Source organism: Miniimonas arenae, from assembly GCF_006351005.1.
In the GTDB taxonomy this organism is placed as follows: Bacteria; Actinomycetota; Actinomycetes; order Actinomycetales; family Beutenbergiaceae; genus Miniimonas; species Miniimonas arenae.
In genome coordinates this window covers 1-4,023 of record NZ_VENP01000098.1, presented here as the reverse complement: position 1 = coordinate 4,023, position 4,023 = coordinate 1, and the positions used below count along the sequence as shown (strand labels likewise).

Annotated in this window: 5 protein-coding genes and 1 pseudogene; 3 read left to right on the top strand and 3 right to left on the bottom strand. The window is 73.9% G+C overall.

The window, feature by feature from the left end:
- Positions 1-283, top strand: a pseudogene (locus FH969_RS14590) (ABC transporter ATP-binding protein/permease); the annotation flags it as partial.
- A 53-nt stretch (positions 284-336) separates the two neighbouring features.
- Here FH969_RS14590 and FH969_RS14580 read toward each other — a convergent pair.
- From FH969_RS14580 to FH969_RS14570, 3 genes are all read right to left on the bottom strand, one after another.
- Complete coding sequence (locus FH969_RS14580) at positions 337-831, bottom strand: DUF4395 domain-containing protein (protein WP_139987913.1); 495 nt, start codon at positions 829-831, stop codon at positions 337-339.
- Positions 828-1,343, bottom strand: coding sequence for a thioredoxin family protein (locus FH969_RS14575; protein WP_180359825.1), 516 nt, complete (start codon positions 1,341-1,343; stop codon positions 828-830). The genes FH969_RS14580 and FH969_RS14575 overlap by 4 nt, the downstream gene beginning before the upstream one ends.
- Before the next feature lie 87 nt (positions 1,344-1,430).
- Entirely contained in the window at positions 1,431-2,438 is a 1,008-nt protein-coding gene (locus FH969_RS14570; protein ID WP_139987911.1) for an aldo/keto reductase, read from the bottom strand.
- Between the two features lie 55 nt (positions 2,439-2,493).
- Here FH969_RS14570 and FH969_RS14565 point away from each other — a divergent pair, with 55 nt between their 5' ends.
- Positions 2,494-3,333 carry an SDR family NAD(P)-dependent oxidoreductase gene (locus tag FH969_RS14565; protein ID WP_139987909.1) on the top strand — a complete coding sequence of 280 codons (840 nt, stop codon included), beginning with the start codon at positions 2,494-2,496 and terminating at the stop codon, positions 3,331-3,333.
- On the top strand, positions 3,330-3,845 hold the full coding sequence (locus tag FH969_RS14560; protein ID WP_139987907.1) for a hypothetical protein: 516 nt from the start codon (positions 3,330-3,332) through the stop codon (positions 3,843-3,845). Before FH969_RS14565 ends, FH969_RS14560 begins: the two co-directional genes overlap by 4 nt.
- The last annotated feature ends 178 nt before the right edge of the window (positions 3,846-4,023 follow it).

Sequence of the window (4,023 nt, the reverse complement as noted above, 5' to 3'; positions counted from 1 at the left end):
CGCGATCGTCATCATGGACGAAGCGACGGCGGAGGCCGGCTCGGCGGGTGCAGGCGAGCTGGAGGACGGCGCGTACGAAGTGACGCTCGGCCGCTCGGCACTGGTGGTCGCGCACCGGCTCGATCAGGCGGCGCGCGCGGACCGGGTCCTGGTCATGGAGGGCGGCCGGATCGTGGAGCAGAGCACGCATGCCGAGCTGATCGAGCGGCAGGGGATCTACCACCGACTCTGGGAAGCCTGGAGCCGTGGCCGGCTCGAGGTGACGGACCCGCACTCCGACTGAGCTCGGTCGACGCTCTACCCGGCCCACGAGCCGCCGACCACCCCACAGGCGCGTCAGGCCCGCGCCCCCCGCACCCGCACCGCCGCCGTGTAGATCTCGCACCCGAGGCAGAACGCGAACACCGCGTTGAGGAACGCCGCCACGAACGCCAGTCCGGCGGCGACCAGCACCGCGTACGGCACGCCGAGCAGACCCAGCACGAGCCCGACGCCCGTGATGACGAACCCGACCAGCTGCGCGAACGTCGGCGGTCGCGGGTCCTCCCGCTCGGTCGGCGGCGCCAGCCTCGGCGCGACCAGCGTCCGGAACACCGCCGCCTGCCACGTTCGCTGCACCCCGCCGAACGCCCCGAGCGCGAAGCCCGCCACGACCACCGCGAGCACCACCAGCGCCCCGACGTTCCGGTCCGGCGACGTCCCCTGCAGCACCAGCACGACGGCGAGCAGCACCGCCGTCAGCGCCGCACCGAAGCGCGGCCCGCGCGCGTCGATGCCCCGAATGGCCGACTCAGGCGCAGTGCCGGAGACAGACGAAGTGGGCTCGGTCATCGGGTGCTCCTCGGGCTCAGATGGTCCGCCGCCTGCGCGGCGAGCGGAGTGTCGGCGACGTCCGCGCCGGACGGGTGTTCGCCGTCGTACGCCCCGGCGGCGACGGCGCGTGCCCGCGCGAGGCTCGGCACGCCGTCGACGCGGGCGACGAGGCGACCTGCGCCGTCGAGAACGAACGACGTCGGCGTGCGCCACACCTGGAGGGCGGACGCGAGGTCGAGGTGCTCCTCGACGTCGAGCTCGACGTGCTGCCCGTCGGGCAGGACCGAGCGCCACACGCGCGCGGTGGCGCGGCACGGCGAGCAGACGGCGGCCGAGATCTGGACGACGGCGGGGCCGGCGGCGGCGTCGCGCTCGGGCAGGAGGGCGGCGAGGTCGAGGCGGTCGGCGGCGTCGCCGGCCGCGGTCGGCACGGAGCGGCTCCGGCCCTCACGACGGCGCAGCCACAGTCCCAGCGCGGCCGCGAGCACGAGCAGCACGGCGACGACCACGATCCCGCCCCAGCTCGGCATGTCGTCAGGCTATGTCGGGGTGGGGAGGCGCCGAAGGAGGAGCCGCGCCGTCTCAGCCTGCGGACGGCCAACGTCCGCGGCCGGCAACTACCAGCGCGGGTGGATGAACTCGCGCAGGCGAGCGTCGTACACGCGGCGGATCACGCCGTCGAACGCCTCGACGTCGAACCCGGCGCTCGCCCCCGAGTCGGACAGCAGCTCCAGCGCGGAGGCGTTCGAGGCCGACTGCGCCGCCGTCCGCGCCCCCGGGATCGCGGCGCTCACGCCCGGGCGCGACGCGATCCAGGCCAGGGTCGCGGCGGGGAGGGACACGCCGTCGGGCAGCGCCTCGGCGAGGTCCGCGACGGCGGCGAGCCCGACGTCGTAGGGCACCCCCGAGAACGTCTCGCCCTGGTCGAAGGCCTCGCCGTGCCGGTTGTAGGTGCGGTGGTCGTTCGCCGCGAACGTGGTGGAAGCGTCGTAGCGGCCCGAGAGCAGGCCCGATGCGAGCGGCACGCGCGCGAGGATGCCCACGCCCGCCTGCTGCGCGCGCGGCACGACCTCCTCGAGCGGCTTGAGGCGGAACGGGTTGAGGATGATCTGGACGGATCCGACGCCGGGGTGCGTGATCGCGGCGAGCGCCTGGTCGCACGTCTCGACCGAGACGCCGTAGGCGGCGATCGACCCGTCGGCGACGAGCTCCTCGAGCGCCTCGTACGTGGCGTCGTCGGTGAGGACCGCGGTGGGCGGGCAGTGCAGCTGAACGAGGTCGAGGGTGTCGACGCCGAGGTTGCGGCGCGACCGGTCGACCCACGCGCGGAGGTTCTCCGGCGTGTAGCTCTCCGGCTCCTGCGGCAGGCGGCGGCCCATCTTCGTGGCCACGAGCACGCCGTGGCCGGGGCGGGTCGCAAGGAAGCGGCCGATGCGCTGCTCGGAGCGGCCGTCACCGTAGACGTCGGCGGTGTCGAAGAGGGTGACGCCGGACTCCACGGCCGCGTCGAGGACGGCGAACGCCTCCTCCTCGTCGACCGTGCCCCAGTCGGCGCCGAGCTGCCAGGTGCCCAGGCCGATCGCGGAGACGTGGCGGCCGAGGCTGGGGACGGTGTGGGTGAGCATGGTTGGACGGTACCCGGGCGCCACCGGCCCGCAACCTCCCGCCTACGCTGGCCAGATGCCGAAGACGATCGTCATCACAGGCGCGAGCAGCGGGATCGGCGCGGCGGCCGCGCGTCAGCTGACCAAGGCGGGCCACGACGTCGTGCTCGTCGGCCGTGACCCGCGCACGACGGCGGAGCTCGCCTCCGAGCTCGACACTCGCCACTTCGTGGCCGACTTCGCCGACCTGGTGCAGGTGAGGACGCTCGCGGAGGAGCTGCGCGACGCCGTCGGGCACATCGACGTGCTGGCGAACAACGCCGGCGGGGTGTTCGGGGACCCGACCCCCACCGTCGACGGCTTCGAGACGACGTTTCAGGTCAACCACCTCGCGCCGTTCCTGCTGACGACGCAGCTCATGGACGTGCTGATCGCGTCCCGGGCGTCGGTGATCCAGACCTCCAGTGTGGGCGCACGGTTCTTCGGTCACCTCGACCTCGACGACGTGCAGCACGAGCGCGACTTCAACCCGCAGGTGGCGTACGGCACGGCGAAGCTCGCGAACATCCTGTTCACGCGCGAGCTGCACCGCCGCTACCGCGACCAGGGCATCGCCGCCGCGGCGTTCCACCCGGGCGTGGTGGCCACGAGCTTCGCGACCGAGTCGGCGAGCTCCATGCGCTGCCTGTACGCCAGCCCGCTCGCGCGGTTCATCCTCGCGAGCCCCGAGAAGGGCGCCTCCCAGCTCGTCTGGCTGGCGGAGGGGACGCCGCCCGAGGACTGGACGCCGGGCGTGTACTACGAGAAGAAGCGGCCGGCGCGCAAGGTGAACCCGCAGGTCAGGGACGCCGAGCTGGCTCGACGGCTGTGGGATCTGAGCGCCGAGATGCTCGGCACGGAGAAGGGAGCGGAATGAGTCGCACGAGAAGAGGCGTCGTGTGGCGCGCGGTGCTGGGAGCGGGGCTCGCCGTCGGGCTGCTCACGGCGTGCTCGGGAACGGAGCCGTTCACCCTGGGCGAGGTCGTGCCGCTGGAGACGGACACCTCGCTCGAGCCGACGCTCACGGTGACGAGCGTCGAGCGCGTGGGCGACGACGAGGGCCTGACCGACTTCGGCGGCGGCGCGCTCACGGGCGACCCTTGGCGGGTGAGCTACCGCATCGCGCTCGGCGACGGCGTGCGCCAGGACTTCACGTGGGACGCGATCCCGGACGTCTCCTCCGGCCAGTGGACCGCGCGGGCGGGCGGCAGCGACGTCACCGCGTCGACCCTCACCGGCGACGCCGCCTCCGTCTGCAGCGGCACGGCCGCGCCGCCGCAGGAGGACAGCGTGGTCGGGGACTACTGCCAGATCTTCGTGATTCCCGACGGCGAGGCGATCGACCGCGTCGAGCTCGCCGACGTCGGGACGTGGGACGTCAGCGAGTAGGCGCTCGGCGGCGCCACGCCGCGCGCCTACGGTGAGCGGGTGAGGGACTTCGTCGCGTTCACCCCCGAGGCGCACGGTCGGGCGCGCACGGACCTGCGGGTCCGCGCCGCGATGCCCGACGACGTACCGGCCCTCGCGCGCGTGCTCGCCTCCCGCGGGGGTGACGCGGGCGAGCTCG